This window comes from Microcoleus sp. D3_18_C2 (assembly GCF_036702395.1).
In the GTDB taxonomy this organism is placed as follows: domain Bacteria; phylum Cyanobacteriota; class Cyanobacteriia; order Cyanobacteriales; family Microcoleaceae; genus Microcoleus.
On the sequence record NZ_JAUBTG010000003.1, the window covers coordinates 179,328 to 193,632 of the forward strand.

Consider the following 14,305-nt stretch of genomic DNA (forward strand, 5'->3'; position numbering starts at 1 on the left):
GGAACAGGCATCTTGCCTGTTCATAAAAATGGTACTTGTGTGGAACAGGCATCTTGCCTGTTCATAAAAATGGTACTTGTGTGGAACAGGCATCTTGCCTGTTCATAAAAATGGTACTAGGGAGGCGGGTTTAGGAGGTATATTGAGATTTACTGTTGGGTGGGGGCGGGTTTACGAGATTGTTCGTTACAGGCGAGTATTGTTGGTGAACCCGCCCCTACAAATTCCTGATTCGCGATTCCCGATTCCCCATTCCCGATTCCCAATTAGATTTACTGTTGGGTGGGGGCGGGTTTACGAGATTGTCAGTTACAGGCGAGTATTGTTGGTGAACCCGCCCCTACAAATTCCTGATTCACGATTCCCGATTCCCGATTCCCCATTCCCGATTCCCAATTAGTAATTATTAGGCAAAGACTGCCAAAAAGGCCGCTCTTCTGGCTTCCTCACAGTATTCGTCGCCGACTGCACGTTTCCTTTCAATTCTTGATAATACCTATCATCCAGAAAACTAACGCTGACCCCAGCAGGAAGCAGCAGTTGGCGCAATCTTTCCTGAGTGTAATCTACACCGTCAATCATTGGCCCGCGCGGATTTGAAACTAACAACTTGCCGTTAACTGGCACCGAATTGACCATATTCGGCCACCAAGCATAACCGCTGTAGCCAAACATCACTGGAACTTGAACAATTTGGTCGTCTCCGAGTAAAAACTCTCTTTTCAACTTCTCTATAATCGGATTAAGTTTCTGATTTTGCAAATAGAGATTGTGTTGAATTAAAGCACGGTTTTTCAAGGCGGCGCTGACAGTTGTTTGAGTGCTCAAACCACGATTGATCGCCACATCGCCGTAACCTCTTCCCTCCAATTCTTCCAACAGCTTAACTCCGGCTTCGGGACTGGCGATCGCCATTACATATTGTCCGGGAGTTTGAGTGGGAATAAAATTGATAATTTCATCGACTTGGCGAGTCAAAAGCCAAGAAGTATCAATATCCACTGGCGGCCCTTGAATTCTCTGAGCTTGAATAAAATCAAGTACCTCTGGATTAAAACTAGCATTTCCCGAATTCCCGTAATAAACTCGACCCATTGGGTGTCCGGGAATCGGCGGTGTCACCTGCAAATTGCCGTATCCGTCAGACCACTGACTTACAGGGTCTAAAGAACGAGGATTGCCAATTTTAACTACTTTCAAATCCCGGTTTTGACTTGATTTAATAGGCGGGTTTTTCTCTGGCTCGCTATTGCTTTTTAGGGCGACATTAAACTGGCGTATCTCCGATTTTTCGGGGAGTTGAACGTATCCGTTTTTCTGGGTATCTTGCATCCAAGTGCGATCGCCCTGGATAATTTTTACTTTAGCGCCCGTGGGTTCTACTGCTTGTTTGAGTTGGGAGATAAATTCGCTGTTTACCGCGCCTCTGTCGCTGACCTGAACTTCGGTTACTGGTGCTGTATTGGGCGCTATCATCCAAGGACTAACGCCCATTTGGATTGTTGTGGAGGCGATTTCTTGACCGTTGTTTTGGGCAGTTGCTTTGAGATTTACAGTGCCGTTCCAATTGCGATCGGCAAATTGTTTTGCTTCGACACCTAAAACAATATTGGTGCTGAAAACTAGAGGTTTAGCACCGGATATATCTACAGGTTGCCAGCCGTCCCCCGTCTTCTGGAAAACGCTGATGTGAGGGCTAGCAATGCTATCAGCAGTGATAAATAACTGAGAGGTTTTGAAGCTTTCAGACAGGTTTAAGTTAACTTGAGAAAGCATTGCTGCACGGCGGGGAACCATAACTTTGGTTTGTTTCCAAGTCGGTATCTTGCCGCGATCGTTATTGCGATCGTTAAATGAAATTAGCGCACCACTGGACAAAGACCATTGTTCTTTTCCAGCTTCGTCTTGCTGGTTAATTTGGCCATCTCTGTTGGTATCTCCCGCAAAGAAAAAGTTCGACGGGGACGCGGCGGGTGTAACTGGGGTGGGGGTTGGTGTTGCAGTTGATTCAGGAGTTGGTTGAGGAGTTGCTTGCTGATTTCTCTCTAACTCTTGTCTTTCCAGTTCTTGTCGGGCTAATTCTTGTCTGGCTAATTCTTGCCTTTCAAGTTCTTGTCTAGCTAACTCTTGCTTTTCAAGTTCTTGTCTTTCAAGTTCTTGTCTAGCTAATTCTTGTCTGGCTAATTCTTGCCTTTCAAGTTCTTGTCTAGCTAATTCTTGTCTGGCTAATTCTTGCCTTTCAAGTTCTTTACGGGCTAACTCTTGCCTTTCAAATTCTTGCCTTTCCAGTTCTTTTCTGGCTAACTCTTGCCTTTCAAATTCTTGCCTTTCAAGTTCTTTACGGGCTAATTCTTGCCTTTCAAGTTCTTTACGGGCTAATTCTTGCTTTTCAAACTCTTGCCTTTCAATCTCTTTTCTAGCCCGGTCTTTTTTCTCTTGCTCTTTTCTCTCTATTTCTCGACGAGCAAATTCTTTTTTCTCTTGCTCTTGTCGGGCTCGCTCTCTTATCTCTTCTTCCTCGGCTCTAATTTTCTCTACCGAACGTGCGACTTGCATTTCATAGGTTGCGACACTGAGGTTTCCTTGATATTCGATGGTTTTGTCGATCGCCCGATCGGCCAAAAAAGAATCGTGAGGAATGAGTCGCAGCGTATTGATAGCAATTTGCCACAGGCGTTGCGACTGTTCCCAAGTAGCAGAAGAAGGATTAGAAGTGCGTCCAATTAAGACTGCTTGGGCGGCAAATTTAGCAGCCTCGTCCCAATTATATTTGGCTGTTTCTTCTATTTGAATCTGACTTTGAACGTTTTGGAGTTGCTGCGTCAGAGTTTGAGATTGCTGACGGTGGATTGCTGATTTCCAAAGTTCTGCAGGAAACGAAGCGCTGTCGGGATTTTTGGCAAGGTTATCTAATTGTACTTTCAGGCGATCGCGCAATTTGTAGAGTTCGGAAAGGGATTGCGGATTTTCGCCCTCTGACTGTCGCCCAGAGAGTGCGAGTTGGTAGTTTAGGGAAGGTTGAGCCACTGTTGTGGGGACTGCAACCCAAATAATACCGATGACGACACCGAAACCATTGATAATGGCGATCGCAATATATTTAACCAAACGCATATAGTTTATCCTCAGACACGCCAATAATTTTACCTAATCTTGGGAGCAATTGGGGATTTAATTATAAGGACTTACGCATGGCGGCCCAGAAACCGGGTTTTTTACGAAAATACTTTGTTGCTGTTCAGAGATTCGATAAAAACTCCTGGTGGTTGAGCGAAGTCGAAACCCGGTTTCTTTGTCGGAGTCCCTAAGATTTGATAATATTTAAATTATTATATAGTATTCATCACGATCGCATTAACTCTCATTACAATCAAGACAACCTAAAGGAGGTAATAGTATGTTGACAAGCGATCTCAATGCTCTACTTGACCAACAAGCACTCCAACGCCAAGATTCCGAATGTCGCTATATTACCGATCGCGTCAACTGGGAACAATATGAAACATTACTCACCAGAAGTGGGGATACTTCCGCATATCGAGTCACGTATTTAGATGGAGTCTTAGAAATTATGTCACCTTCCCGCCGCCATGAAAACAGAAAAACTCGCATTGGAGACCTTTTACTCATTTACTTTTTAGAAGCAGATATAGACTATTTTCCATTTGGTTCTACCAGCCTACGGCAAGAGGAAAAAAGAGGCGGGACGGAACCTGATGAAGCTTACTGCATTGGTACAGACAAAGAATTTCCCGATTTAGCAATTGAGGTTGTTGTTACCAGTGGTGGCCTGAATAAATTGGAAGTTTACAGACGGTTAAATGTTAAAGAAGTTTGGTTTTGGCAAAATGAAAATTTTAGCCTCTACTACCTGCGAGAAGAAATTCCAGTTCAATTTGTCCAAACCTGCGGTTATGAGCAAATCAGTCGCAGTGAAATCCTGCCTAATTTAGATATAGAATTGTTGGCAGAATATGTTCGATATCCGAATTCCCTCGCAGCAGTTAAAGAATTTCGACAACGACTGATTGGATGAGTTGAGTGTTGTAAGTGTAAATGGGTTGATTTCCGATCATCGCACACCAGGTCAGAAACCGGGTTTTTTACGAAAAGACGCGTTGCTACCGACAGATTAGGTAAAAACCCGGTTTCTTTGTCGGAGTCAGTAAGTCCTGAATCTTACTCTATGGGAAAACCAGGAATCAGTAGATCGATTTCTACCATCAGTTGCATGGTTTCTTTGAGCGCAACCACCACCTTTTGATAGTGCAGTACATCATCAAAAGATAAGGTGCGTTTGGCTTTCTTACGGTCTTTGAGCCATTTATCTAAAACCTGATAACCCCCAATTTTAAACTCCCAAACTTCGGGGGCGATGCCTTCAAAATAGCGGGTTTTGTTGATATAAACTCGCTGTTCAGCGGGTTTATAGATAACTTCGGTAACGGCATTGTCACCATCGCCATTCATTTTAGTAATCAGCTTATTAAGCTTTTTCGATTTCATCAGGTGCAGGTCTACCAATGCCTGACCTTTTGCACCCAAGTCTTTAAATAGCTGATCGTTACTGGTTAACGGCACACGGGGAAAGTCGATTTTGAGACACTCGGCGTAGCGTTGGCGATAGGTGGGGCAATGGAAGATGGCGTAAATGTAGTAAAAGATGGCTTCTGGCGTGGGGACGTAGCCAAGTTTTTCACGAATTGCTGCAATAAAATCTGAGGATAAATTGGGAGTTGTTTCACCAAATAAATCCCGATAAGTATGGAGAGGAAATAAGTAGCCTCGTTCTCGGCTTTTGTTGGAAACATAACAATCATCAGTAATGCTGTTAGTAGCTAGGATGTGTTGCCAAGATTCGCTTATAGTTTGACGACAAGTATAAAATCCCAAATTAGCTTTGTTTAGCATATGGCTCATTACGTCAGAACGAGGCATACAAATAAAACCCCTTGTCTGCCCTGTATAGTAAGTAAACTTTTTATCGAAAGGGCGATACATAATAGAAGTAATCAAGCCCTTCTCAGTACCATTACTGCGAATATCATCCTGAGCCAGTGAGACTTTCCAATCTCTTGAATCATCACCCAGTTCATATTTTTTTCGGGCTTCCTCTATTGGTAGTGAGACAAAATCCTTAACAGTAGTCTCCACTTCTTGGGATGACCATTTTATTGTCAAATTATCTCTTGCAGTCACAATTCCCACCGAATGAACAAGCAATATATCTGTGATTTTCCAACCTTCATCATATTCTTCTAAAACATTTCGGTCTTGGGGGCAAAATAAATAAAATGATGATTGAGGTTCAATAGCTTTCCATTCAACCTCATTAATATCTAATAAATTTAAGCTTTTATATTTAGATGCGCGATCGCCCCATAACTCTGCATGGTGAACTTTAGCTGGTGTATCCTTTCCAGGTTCTTTAACAAAAATTCCAATACTCACACCCTGTTGAATATCAAAGACATTTTGATCGGGTGAACCATCGGGAGAAACTTCTTTCTTCTTAGAATTACCGTGTAAATCTAAAATGTAGATATCAGTAAAGGTTTGCATCAAGTTCTGGCGCATTCCTCGAAACGTTGGATTATCCAGATAACCGTGATTAGTAACAAACGCTAAAACACCATAACCAGTTTCACTGACTCGCCATTGTCCAAAGCGAATGAATTTAACATAATCATCTTGCAACCATTTAGAATTCTTTTCACCTAATGGCACACCATCCACATAGTAATAATCTTTAACTAAACCCGCGATCCACTCGCTTTTATTTGCGGAATGTCCAGAATAAGGTGGATTGCCCAACACAACCATCACAGGCACATCTCGCTTCACCGTCGAAGCTTCATTTGCTTCTTGTGCCACAAACTGACCAAACACAATCTCTGATTTTTTCAGTGCCTCATCCAGCGTATTGGTCAGGTAAATGCCTAATCGTTGTTTGCCCTTAAATTTGTAACCAAGTTCTTGAAGTTCTAGCCCTAGCTTCAGGTGAGCAATGGCATAGGGAGCCATCAATAACTCAAATCCAAACAACCGATTCAGCAAATTGTCTCGCACATAGCTATCCCACTGATTCGCCATGCCAATTTCTTCTAAATTGCGGTAAATTTGCTTTACCACTTCATACAAAAATGTACCTGTCCCCGTTGCAGGGTCGAGAATTTGCACTTTCGGCTTTTGTGTTACTGGATCTTTGGCGTTATCCGCTAATCCCAATGGCAAATCGAAGCGGTCTTTGAGAATGGCATCAACCGATCGCACAATAAACGACACCACAGGTTCCGGTGTATAATAAACGCCTCGACTCTTTCGCAAAGCCGCGTTATACGCCGCCAAAAATGTTTCATAAAAATGCACCACCGGGTCTTCTTGACGAGTGCGCTGCCCAAAGTTTTCGAGAATGCTGCCCATATCAACTTGAGACAGCAATTGCACCAGATCGTCGATCGCCCAATCGAGCTGACTGACTGCATCCGTTTCGACGATCGTATTAAACAATCGCTTCAAAAATGGGTTTGTTGCTGGAATATACGTGCCAGCCGTGCGCCGAGTAAACGGTTCACACCCTGGATTTTGAGCATGACCAACTCTTGCCGCAAATAACCCATAAGAAATCGTTTGAGCATACATATCAGCAAAATCAGCATCATTCAAATCGGGCAACAACACCTCACTAAAGCCCTGCTTCAGTTGATGCAATTCCCCGTCTTTATTTTCTCCCTCCAGTGCAGTTGTTGTTGCTAACCGGATTGCTTTCGTCAACCTCGCCATCTGTCGCGCCAGGTCTTCAGGACTGCTGATAATCTCGCCTGTATAGTTGAGAAATTGATCCAGCAAAGCCGCAATCTTTTCTGTAGCCCTTACTTGCAGCTTATTCTCATTACGATCTGCTAAAATTTCCTTCTGCCTGCGCTTCCCATTCACATACCAACGAAACTCTAAATAATTGGTCAATACTAGATTCGGAAACGCTTCTATATACCGCTGCAATTGCTCCGATTTTTCTATCTGATCCAGGTCTAGCCCAACGTCTTTGGCTTCTACATAACCCACCAATAGTTCCCGCCGCCTCACGGTAAAGTCTGGAATCCCTGCCTTATTGCCTTTTTCTTCAATGACGGCATCAATGCCCTTGTCTGAGTCATCCAGCAAATTTTTCAGCGCTGGATAATGGCTGCGCTCGCTACCTTTTTGCAGGTTATTTTGAATCGACTTGAGGTAAGCATCAAAAGATATAGATGGCATTGAATCAGTTTCCTGGTTTAGTTTGGAAATGTTTCCTGAATTCGTTTAATGCTATTATAGTAGATAGAATAGTCCTGGAGATAGGGGCCCAGAAACCGGGTTTTTTAGGAAAATACTTCGTGGCTACCGACAGATTAGATAAAAACCCGGTTTCTTTGTCGGAGTCAGTAAGCCCTATATGGATTTATTCTCTTTTTCGCTGACCGAAAGGTAAAAATCATGAAATGTCGCTGTTATTTCCTAATTTTTATCCTTATTGGATTATCCTTAACAAGCTGCGAACAGGCGAAGTCATTTCAATCAATAGATCGAAAACTTAAAAATAGTAATGCGATTGAACAACACAATTTTAACTTGCAAGCGGGCGATCGATCGGTCGATCGAACTAACAACATCCAAGCAAGTCCGAAGAGTGGGAAGTTCGATAGAACTACCAACTCACCGGAAGAAAGTGCGATCGTGTTAGGAATCTTCGGGTTTTGTTTGATGTGTTATTTATTAGTTTGGAAGTTTCGCGGGAGGGAAGAAGCTAACAAGATGCTGAGAAGAATCAGAAGAAGAGTGAAGTGAGGATAGATACTTGCTAAACCTCATTTTTTCTTAGTGCGGTTGCGTTTTCTCGATTCAGCCGCCGTATTTTTTGCTTTTTTTTGTTTTTCTTTACTTGCTTTAGATTCATTGACAGCACTATCACTTATCGGTTGGCTGGAAAATCCCGATGTATCGGAGTTTTTAGCTGCAATTAGAGGAGCAATGCTAGCATTATATATCTCCTGAAATTGTGTTAGACCTTCCCCCGTACTTATATCAAACCCTGCTTGATGACCCAGCGTTACAAAGGATTTGGCAAATCCAAATTTAGAGGAATCTTCCATAATCTCCTTAAATTCCGGCTCGATATCCCGCAGGTATTTGATAATTGAAGTGGCATTTCGCAGTTTAAATTCTCGCTTCAAAAATTGCCAGAACGCCAATAATTCCGGGATAGCATTTTCACCTTCTTCCGGCGAAAGCAAACTCACTTTCCTGGGAAACAACTCTTCGACTACAGTTGCCACATCTTCCACTTTCATGCGAGGCAGCGTAAAACCTTCATAGCCGAAACCGTAATAAATGAACTGCGAGATCCAAAATCCCACGTCTGGATAAGTTTTACAGTATTCTTCTCCTTCGGGAGCATTGACAAATAGCTCGATTAGCGTTTCCTGATAATCTTCCAGGAGTGGTTCTGCTTCGTCATAATCTAGGCCATTTAGTTGGCGGATATTAAAAGGTTGATCTGACATAGTTGAAAATTTTTTAATTTAATTGACTTTAGCTTTAAGGTTAGTACAATTTTTGCAGTTCTATTAATTCTTTAGGATTTCATTATATTTAAAAAATCTCCGATCGCAGGTATATTTGACTAGCACCGATCGCCCGTGACTATTTAAACCAAGCTAGCATTGTATAGGGCGATCGCCCGTCTCCACCGAACAGCGAAAGATATGATATAATCTCAAGTAAAACTATAATTGTTTGAGCTTGGCAGTCCGCCACTTCAAAGTATGAAGTCAACACAACAGTTTACAGCAATTATTGAACGAGAAGGCGACGGATATGTATCCCTTTGCCCGGAACTCGATATTGCCAGCCAAGGTGACAATATAGAAGCAGCGCGACAGAATCTGATCGAAGCGTTGGAACTATTTTTTGAGACAGCAGATTCTTCGGAAGTCCAGAATCGGCTGCATAGCGCCCTTTCAACTAACCCCACTCAGCCTGAAGTAGCCAATGTGTTACACTCAGTATACGCTCAAAGCTCACAGTGAAAATGAACAACAATCATGCAATTAGAAGATTACTTTGAATTTTTAACACCCGAAGATATCCGCATCAAAGGAACCCGCGTCGGTATCGAACACATTCTCTACGAATACATCCACCGCGGCCAAACTCCAGAAGCCATAGCTCAAAAATTTCGGACAGTGACTATGGCTCAAGTTTATGCTACCATTCTCTACTATCTGGAAAATACAAAAACTGTCGGTAAATATGTAGGAGATTGGTTAGAATATTGCCTCAAAGCTGAAGCTGAATACGATCGCAATCCATCACCTTTTGTCTTAAAAATGCGTCAAATTAAGGAACAAAAAAACATATCTACACAACGGGATAAAGTTCATTAATGACTGTTAAATACCTGTTAGACGAAAATATAGACCCTGAATATCGGGTGCAGCTTTTGTATCATCAATCCGATATCGTCGTTTTAATGGTTGGCGATGAAGGTGTTCCGCCTAAAGGAACGAAAGATCCAGAAATCTTGTGTTGGTGCGAGGAGAATAACTTTATCCTCGTTACTAATAACCGACGTTCAATGCCAGTTCATTTGTCAGATCATACAGCCCAAGGTCGCCACGTTTTAGGAATTCTCACAATCCGCTTGAATGCAGATATGGGCCAAGTGATTGACGAGTTAATTGAAATTGCGGGAGCATCTTTTGAAAATGAATATCAAGATAGGATTGAATTTATCCCACTGAGATAATTCGCAGGGCGGACAATATAGCAGTATCTTTTTATAAAATTCGGCGATTAAAATTGCTTCTTGTCACACGAATTCCCTCTCTAAGAGACTGAAAGAAAGAGAAGTATTAGCATCTATACAAACCCAAAACAAAAACCCGGTTTCTACAAGAAACCGGGTTTAATCATCCGCGTTAATTCGCGTTCATCTGCGGTTAAAAAATCCTACAATTGCTTCACCTCAGAAACCAATTTGGCAACCACATCCTTAGCGCTACCAAACAACATCATCGTCTTATCCTTGTAAAACAACTCATTGTCTACACCGGAAAAACCAGCACTCATCCCGCGCTTAATCACGATCGTATGCTTGGCCTTATCAACCTCCAAAATCGGCATCCCGTAAATCGGGCTCGCCGTATCGTGACGCGCCGCCGGATTCACCACATCATTCGCACCAATCACCAACGCCACATCCGTTTCTTCAAACTGCGGATTGATATCGTCCATATCGTACAACTGCGGATAAGGCACGTTTGCTTCCGCCAACAGCACATTCATGTGCCCCGGCATCCGCCCAGCCACCGGGTGAATCGCGTATTTCACGTCAACACCCATTTTTTCCAAACCGTCGGCTAACTCGCGCACGGCGTGCTGTGCTTGCGCTACAGCCATCCCGTAACCCGGAATAATTACAACCGATCGCGCATAACCCAACATCATCGCACTTTCTTCGAGATTGATGCTGCGAACAGTTTTGTCGATCGCACCACCAGCAGCCCCAGCAGCAGCCCCAGCACTAGCACCACCGCTACCAAAGGCGCTAAACAGCACACTAGAAAGCGATCGATTCATCCCCTTGCACATGATTTGCGTCAAAATAATCCCCGACGCGCCCACCAATGCACCAGCGATAATCAGCATATTGTTCATCAAAATGAACCCAGCCACACTCGCAGCAATCCCCGAATAAGAGTTAAGCAGCGACACCACCACCGGCATATCGCCACCCCCAATGGGTAGCACAAACATGATTCCCAGAATATTGGAAATCGCCACCAAACCCAGGAATACCGGCACATCCTCCGGGTTAAACAACATATAACCGCTGCCGGCTAAAAGCGCGATCGCCAGCATGGCATTAAACGGCTGTTGCAGCGGAAACGTCATCGGCGCACCCGGCAGCAATTCTTGCAGTTTCGCAAACGCCACAAGGCTACCAGTGAAAGTAATTCCGCCAATCAACACACCCAAAAGGATCGTGATTGTCGCGTCTGGCGTCGGCGATTGCGGGATGCTGAGATAGCGCCAGAATTCGCCCACAGCAACGAGTGCAGAAGCCGCGCCCCCAAAACCGTTAAGCAAACCCACCATCTGCGGCATATCCGTCATCGCGACGGTTTTCGCCATAATTGTTCCCAAAATGGAACCGATGATAATTCCGACAGCAATCAATTCGTAGCTGATGACTTGCTTTTCCAGCAAAGTACCGACGATCGCAATTAACATCCCGATCGCAGCTAACACATTCCCTTGACGCGCAGTTGCAGGGGAACCCAACTGTTTCAAACCGATAATAAACAAACATGCGGCAACTAAATAACCTAGTTGAATGCCACTGGGCAGAAAATCGCTCACGCTTTAACCTCTTTTTTCTTGAACATTTGCAGCATTCGATCGGTTACTAAGAAACCTGCGACAACGTTAATTGTGGCTAGGGCGATCGCGATCGTCCCCAAAATCGAAGTAACAGTCACATTGCCTTGGCCAGAAATCAGAATTGCACCTAAAACCGCAATTCCCGAAATCGCATTCGATCCCGACATCAAAGGTGTGTGCAGCGTCGGCGGGACTTTATTAATTACTTCAAATCCCACAAACGATGCTAGAGTAAACACCACTAAACCTGCAATCAATCCTTCTGCCATAACAAGTGTGAACTGGTAATTGGTAATTGGTTATAACTCGTTCCCGGTTGTGTCCGCCAGTCCGCCAGGGAATGAATTCCCTGACTCATAGCAAAAGTCCTCTTAAGAGGACTAATAAACATCTCCAATAATTCTTGTGGAACAGGCATCTTGCCTGTTCAAAAAAGCCTTTTTTGGAGATATTTAATCAGTTCTTCAGTCCTCATAGCGAGGACTTGAGCTTTGAGGCAGGGGTTTCAACCCTTGCCGGACTATCGGACTATCGGACTGCCGGACTATCGGACTGCCGGACTTTGCCTCATAACGACCGAATCTAACTAACGGCTGATGCCTGAGCTGCCAAAGCATCCCGCACTCGCTGGTTGCTAATTTCACCGTCGCGGGCAACACAAGCACCAGCAATGATATCGTCTTCAAAATTCAAATTGAGTTCCTTATCTTTCAGCATCAACTGAAGTAAAGAGGAGATATTCTTCGAGTAAGTTTCGCTAGCGTGGACAGGCATCGACGAAGGCACATTAATCGGGCCGATGACATTAACGCCGTTCCATTCAACATCTTTTCCCGCTTCCGTGCATTCGCAATTGCCGCCTTGTTCGCCCGCGAGGTCAACAATTACCGATCCGGGCTTCATTTGAGAAACCATTTCTCTAGTAACTAAAATAGGTGCTTTTCTGCCGGGAACTTGAGCGGTTGTAATCACTGCATCGGAAGCGCTGACGTGTTGGGTGAGCACTTGGCGGGTGTATTCTTTAGCCGCTTCTGATAATTCTTTAGCGTAACCTCCGGCGGCGACGGTTTCTTCCTTGAGTTCGACATCAAGGAATTTAGCGCCCAAACTTTGCACTTGTTCTTTTGTTTCCGGGCGGATGTCGAAGGCTTCGACTACCGCACCCAAACGGCGCGCCGTGGCGATCGCCTGCAAGCCAGCAACGCCCACACCCATTACCAATACTTTCGCGGGGCGAATTGTACCCGCCGCCGTTGTCAGCATTGGGAAATATTTCGGCAAAGCGGCGGCTGCGATCAGTACCGCTTTGTAACCGGCGACGTTACCCTGAGATGACAGCGCATCCATGCTTTGAGCGCGGCTGGTGCGCGGGATCATTTCCATGCTGAATGCCGTTACTTTGCGATCGGCTAAACGCTGCACTAAAGCCGGATCTCCCAGAGGATTCAAAAATCCGATGAAAACGCCTCCTTCGCGGAGTTGATGAACTTCTGATTCTTGCAGGGCCCCGATTTTGACGACGATATCGGCTTCGCCCCACAGCCTAGCGGTATCGGCGACAACCTGAGCTCCCGCTTCTTCGTAAGCACGATCCGAGAAAAAGGATTGTGCGCCGGCACCCGCCTCAACCCAAACTTCGACCCCCTGTTTGACTAATCGGGCTACAGCGTCGGGTACTAAAGCCACCCGGCGTTCCCCTGCTGCTATTTCTTTTGCGATCGCTAATTTCATGAACTCTCCTTATTTAAGCCTTCCTAGGACGGTTGAAACCGCGCCTACACAGACAAAACCTGCCTCTGCAGGTTTCTTGAAGTGCGATTTTTAATCGCCCGATGCCTTGCTTTACATTGAAGCAGCCGTTCCCCTAAACTTCTCTCGTTGATACTAAAGCCGATCGCCCAAATTCGACCCGTATCTTTAACTTATCTTATACATTCAAATTCGCTAAATTGTTAAGTTAGCCACAGATTATGATACAATTTTATGTCGCCTAATTCTGTAGTTAGAATGTCAGTTATCAGTATTACGCAAAAAATACGCAAAAAATAATTGACGATCGAGCAATTTGTTCGGAGGTTCCCAGATTCAGCGTTTCGGAGACTTAGGATGGAGGCACAGAAAAGCGTCGGGTTCTAACCAGCCCCCAGATTCATTCTCAAAGCAGACGGGAGTAAATCTAAAATCTAAAATCTAAAATCTAAAATCGGCTCGCCCTCATCAAATTGCTGAGACATTCGATATATTGTAGGCACGATCGCAAATTTCGGGCGATCGATATTAAAGGTTCACCAAGAGTTTAATTAGAGGAGTTGTTATGCGACGATTATTTTCAGCACTAGCAGTTACAGGTTGCTTGGTGGCTGGATTACCCGCCATCAGTTTAGCCCAGTCCATGCCAGGATTCACGATTTTCGGCGGCCCCGAACGCGCCAACCAATTAAACTATCGCTTGGATTACGGTACAGCCGGGATGAGTGGCGATAGATATCGGCTGCGAATTCCTTCCAACAAAGTAAGTTTGGCGATCGCCCAACTCAACATATCCTATCCAGACTACTACAAAGGCGAATTTGACCAAAAAGACATTAAAGTGCGCGTCAGAAACAAAACAATAGAATTGCAAGAAGTAATCTGGGACAAAGAAAATCGATTCATAGAAATTTATCCCACAGAACCAATTGCCGCCGGCAACAATGTTGAGGTTGTACTCTCCAACGTCAGAAACCCATCCCCTGGCGGAATGTACCATTTCAACGTCCGCATCCGCACCCCTGGGGATGTTCCCTTGCTGCGTTACCTCGGTACTTGGCTGTTGAGCATTAATTGAGGGAAGGAATTTCTCGTTAGTCAAGCGATCGCGACATAAAAATTTAACTGTGGC

At 44.4% G+C, this 14,305-nt stretch carries 14 protein-coding genes; 7 read left to right on the forward strand and 7 right to left on the reverse strand.

Going from position 1 to position 14,305, the window contains the following annotated elements; all coding sequences use genetic code 11:
- Positions 1-94: 94 nt before the first annotated feature.
- Positions 95-400 carry a hypothetical protein gene (locus QUA88_RS03445; RefSeq protein WP_333051672.1) on the forward strand — a complete coding sequence of 102 codons (306 nt, stop codon included), beginning with the start codon at positions 95-97 and terminating at the stop codon, positions 398-400.
- On the opposite strand, the gene QUA88_RS03450 is transcribed toward QUA88_RS03445, so the two are convergent.
- Positions 397-3,114, reverse strand: coding sequence for a protein-arginine deiminase family protein (locus QUA88_RS03450; protein ID WP_333270261.1), 2,718 nt, complete (start codon positions 3,112-3,114; stop codon positions 397-399). The genes QUA88_RS03445 and QUA88_RS03450 overlap by 4 nt on opposite strands.
- Positions 3,115-3,397: 283 nt before the next feature.
- Between QUA88_RS03450 and QUA88_RS03455 the strand changes: the two genes are divergently transcribed.
- Complete coding sequence (locus QUA88_RS03455) at positions 3,398-4,036, forward strand: Uma2 family endonuclease (RefSeq protein WP_333051665.1); 639 nt, start codon at positions 3,398-3,400, stop codon at positions 4,034-4,036.
- A gap of 143 nt (positions 4,037-4,179) precedes the next feature.
- On the opposite strand, the gene QUA88_RS03460 is transcribed toward QUA88_RS03455, so the two are convergent.
- Complete coding sequence (locus QUA88_RS03460) at positions 4,180-7,257, reverse strand: type ISP restriction/modification enzyme (RefSeq protein ID WP_333270264.1); 3,078 nt, start codon at positions 7,255-7,257, stop codon at positions 4,180-4,182.
- A 219-nt stretch (positions 7,258-7,476) separates the two neighbouring features.
- Between QUA88_RS03460 and QUA88_RS03465 the strand changes: the two genes are divergently transcribed.
- Positions 7,477-7,827, forward strand: coding sequence for a hypothetical protein (locus QUA88_RS03465; protein ID WP_333270267.1), 351 nt, complete (start codon positions 7,477-7,479; stop codon positions 7,825-7,827).
- A gap of 20 nt (positions 7,828-7,847) precedes the next feature.
- Here the strand turns inward: QUA88_RS03465 and QUA88_RS03470 are convergent, their stop codons facing one another.
- Positions 7,848-8,543 (reverse strand): hypothetical protein, encoded by a 696-nt coding sequence (locus tag QUA88_RS03470; RefSeq protein WP_333270270.1) that lies wholly within the window; start codon positions 8,541-8,543, stop codon positions 7,848-7,850.
- A gap of 261 nt (positions 8,544-8,804) precedes the next feature.
- On the opposite strand from QUA88_RS03470, the gene QUA88_RS03475 reads away from it, so the two are divergent.
- Genes QUA88_RS03475 through QUA88_RS03485 form a run of 3 tightly spaced genes read left to right on the forward strand, consistent with a single transcriptional unit; the run spans position 8,805 to position 9,787 of the window.
- A complete protein-coding gene (locus QUA88_RS03475) occupies positions 8,805-9,068 on the forward strand; it encodes a type II toxin-antitoxin system HicB family antitoxin (RefSeq protein WP_333270273.1) in 264 nt (87 codons plus the stop codon).
- Between the two features lie 15 nt (positions 9,069-9,083).
- A complete protein-coding gene (locus QUA88_RS03480) occupies positions 9,084-9,425 on the forward strand; it encodes a DUF433 domain-containing protein (RefSeq protein ID WP_333270276.1) in 342 nt (113 codons plus the stop codon).
- Positions 9,425-9,787 carry a DUF5615 family PIN-like protein gene (locus tag QUA88_RS03485; RefSeq protein ID WP_332947362.1) on the forward strand — a complete coding sequence of 121 codons (363 nt, stop codon included), beginning with the start codon at positions 9,425-9,427 and terminating at the stop codon, positions 9,785-9,787. The genes QUA88_RS03480 and QUA88_RS03485 overlap by 1 nt, the downstream gene beginning before the upstream one ends.
- Positions 9,788-9,990: 203 nt before the next feature.
- Here QUA88_RS03485 and QUA88_RS03490 read toward each other — a convergent pair whose 3' ends face one another.
- From QUA88_RS03490 to QUA88_RS03505, 4 genes are all read right to left on the reverse strand, one after another.
- Positions 9,991-11,403: an NAD(P)(+) transhydrogenase (Re/Si-specific) subunit beta gene (locus QUA88_RS03490; RefSeq protein WP_333270280.1), complete on the reverse strand. Its 1,413-nt coding sequence runs from the start codon at positions 11,401-11,403 to the stop codon at positions 9,991-9,993.
- Positions 11,400-11,693 carry an NAD(P) transhydrogenase subunit alpha gene (locus QUA88_RS03495; protein ID WP_106150865.1) on the reverse strand — a complete coding sequence of 98 codons (294 nt, stop codon included), beginning with the start codon at positions 11,691-11,693 and terminating at the stop codon, positions 11,400-11,402. The genes QUA88_RS03490 and QUA88_RS03495 overlap by 4 nt, the downstream gene beginning before the upstream one ends.
- Positions 11,678-11,842: a hypothetical protein gene (locus QUA88_RS03500; RefSeq protein WP_333270283.1), complete on the reverse strand. Its 165-nt coding sequence runs from the start codon at positions 11,840-11,842 to the stop codon at positions 11,678-11,680. The genes QUA88_RS03495 and QUA88_RS03500 overlap by 16 nt, the downstream gene beginning before the upstream one ends.
- A 164-nt stretch (positions 11,843-12,006) precedes the next feature.
- Positions 12,007-13,155: a Re/Si-specific NAD(P)(+) transhydrogenase subunit alpha gene (locus tag QUA88_RS03505; RefSeq protein ID WP_333051643.1), complete on the reverse strand. Its 1,149-nt coding sequence runs from the start codon at positions 13,153-13,155 to the stop codon at positions 12,007-12,009.
- Positions 13,156-13,738: 583 nt separating this feature from the next.
- Between QUA88_RS03505 and QUA88_RS03510 the strand changes: the two genes are divergently transcribed.
- Positions 13,739-14,251, forward strand: coding sequence for a DUF2808 domain-containing protein (locus tag QUA88_RS03510; protein ID WP_333051640.1), 513 nt, complete (start codon positions 13,739-13,741; stop codon positions 14,249-14,251).
- Positions 14,252-14,305 lie beyond the last annotated feature (54 nt).

Excerpts from the sequence above, each read along its gene's own strand:
- QUA88_RS03495 (WP_106150865.1), bottom strand. The coding sequence starts at position 11,693 with ATGGCAGAAGGATTGATTGCAGGTTTAGTGGTGTTTACTCTAGCATCG.
- QUA88_RS03465 (WP_333270267.1), top strand. The coding sequence starts at position 7,477 with ATGAAATGTCGCTGTTATTTCCTAATTTTTATCCTTATTGGATTATCC.
- QUA88_RS03510 (WP_333051640.1), top strand. The coding sequence starts at position 13,739 with ATGCGACGATTATTTTCAGCACTAGCAGTTACAGGTTGCTTGGTGGCT.
- QUA88_RS03460 (WP_333270264.1), bottom strand. The coding sequence starts at position 7,257 with ATGCCATCTATATCTTTTGATGCTTACCTCAAGTCGATTCAAAATAAC.
- QUA88_RS03500 (WP_333270283.1), bottom strand. The coding sequence starts at position 11,842 with ATGCCTGTTCCACAAGAATTATTGGAGATGTTTATTAGTCCTCTTAAG.
- QUA88_RS03485 (WP_332947362.1), top strand. The coding sequence starts at position 9,425 with ATGACTGTTAAATACCTGTTAGACGAAAATATAGACCCTGAATATCGG.
- QUA88_RS03455 (WP_333051665.1), top strand. The coding sequence starts at position 3,398 with ATGTTGACAAGCGATCTCAATGCTCTACTTGACCAACAAGCACTCCAA.
- QUA88_RS03475 (WP_333270273.1), top strand. The coding sequence starts at position 8,805 with ATGAAGTCAACACAACAGTTTACAGCAATTATTGAACGAGAAGGCGAC.
- QUA88_RS03480 (WP_333270276.1), top strand. The coding sequence starts at position 9,084 with ATGCAATTAGAAGATTACTTTGAATTTTTAACACCCGAAGATATCCGC.
- QUA88_RS03470 (WP_333270270.1), bottom strand. The coding sequence starts at position 8,543 with ATGTCAGATCAACCTTTTAATATCCGCCAACTAAATGGCCTAGATTAT.
- QUA88_RS03450 (WP_333270261.1), bottom strand. The coding sequence starts at position 3,114 with ATGCGTTTGGTTAAATATATTGCGATCGCCATTATCAATGGTTTCGGT.
- QUA88_RS03505 (WP_333051643.1), bottom strand. The coding sequence starts at position 13,155 with ATGAAATTAGCGATCGCAAAAGAAATAGCAGCAGGGGAACGCCGGGTG.